Consider the following 1,649-nt stretch of genomic DNA (forward strand, 5'->3'; position numbering starts at 1 on the left):
TCTCAGCGATTGAAGGCTGGATAAGAACCGTTGAAGTCACACGCGGAAAAGACGGTTCGGCGCATCCGCATTTCCATGCGTTGTTGTTAGTCAAACCGAGCTACTTCAAAAAGCATTACGTGGCTCAATCGCAGTGGCTTCAGGCGTGGCGCGAAGCGGCTCGCCTCGACTACATCCCTCAAGTCCACATCACGAAAGTGAGGACTAAAAAAGCCGACCGCTTGGCCTTGGGAGATGACGCATTGGCGCTTCGCAAGGCCGCGGCTGAAACGCTGAAATACAGCGTAAAGCCGTCGGACATGCTGGCCGACCGCGAATGGTTCCTTGAGCTTGTTAGGCAAACTTTCCGAACGCGTGCCATCGCGTCGGGGGGTGTGCTGAAAGACGTCTTGCGGGAAGAAGAAGAAACCCAACAAGATTTGCTCCTGGGCGATGACGAAAAACCACCGGAACCTGAGTTGCCGGTGTTGAGGTTTGACTACGCTCAGGAGGCAAAACGCTACCGGCGAAAGCGCTCTAGCGCGTAGCGTGCTGTTAGCTTTTTTGCTCTTGCCCGAAGGGCCGAACCGACCCCGAAGGGGGCGACTTTGCGAAGCAAAGTGTAGTGAGTGCCCTTGTGTAGATTTTCGCCTTGCGCTTTCTCGCTTTTTTGCTTGCATGGATGGATGAGCCAGTTCGCCATCCTCCGCGTCGGAAAACTCAAAGGCTGGGGGTCTGTGCGCTCTGCGGGAGGTCACAACCTCCGCACGCGCACAACCCCTAACGCTGACCCTGACGGTCCACCGCCTCGGGTTCTTCATGGCGGCTCGGACCTCGGCGATGCCGTGGCCGACCGCCTGCGGGAAGCCGGGGTTAAAAACCACGGCGTGACGCGGTGCTCTGCTCGGAGATGGTGCTGACGGGTTCGCCTGAGCGCATGGCCTCGATGTCGGGGGCCGAGCTGGAAGCGTGGGCCGCCGACAACGTGGCTTGGCTCCGTGAGGAACACGGGGCCAATCTCGTCCAGGTCGTGTTGCACCTGGACGAACGAACCCCCCACCTCCATGCCGCCGTAGTCCCGGTGAACCGGGACGGCGGCCTGTCGGCCAAGCGCTATTGGGGGGAGGCGGCGGGCCTGTCTGCGCTGCAGACAGCCTACGGCAACCGGATGGCCCCCCACGGCCTACAGCGGGGGGTGATGGGGTCGAAGGCCCAGCACGCGACGCTGAGGGCCTTCTACGGCGCTCTGGAGGCCGCGCACTCCCCTACCCCGCCCGGTCCCATGCCGTCCCGGCCTCGGGCTGAGGACGGGGCACGGCTGGGGCTGGTGAGGGCGGGGGCGGTGGCGGACGCGGAACGCGGCTGGCGCCGGCAGTTGGTGCGGTGGGGCAAGGCGTTGTTGGCCAGCGAGGAAAATGCCCGGTTGGCGGCGGCTGGCTTGGCCAGCGAAAACCGGGCCATGCGGCGGGAGCGGGCGGCGACGGCGTTAGCGTTAACCCGCGCCCGGACCATCGCCAAGACCTGGCGCTTGCTGTCGCGGGTTGTCCCCGATGACCTGGCGGCGTTGGTTCTCCGTGCGCAACGCCAGGACAGGGCGGCCCGGCTCGAAGAGCGGCGACGGCAGACCGCCGAGCACGAGGCCGCCTATGACCGGGAACAGGCCCTGCGGG

At 64.4% G+C, this 1,649-nt stretch carries 2 protein-coding genes; both read left to right on the forward strand.

What is annotated here, in order from left to right:
* The coding region (locus ACVOLI_RS20450; protein WP_481615780.1) for a protein rep at nucleotides 1-527 on the forward strand (527 nt) is incomplete at its 5' end.
* Between the two features lie 389 nt (nucleotides 528-916).
* A partial coding sequence (locus ACVOLI_RS20455) for a plasmid recombination protein (protein ID WP_481615781.1) occupies nucleotides 917-1,649 on the forward strand: 733 nt, incomplete at its 3' end.

Source organism: Stenotrophomonas sp. STEN029 (assembly GCF_056760015.1).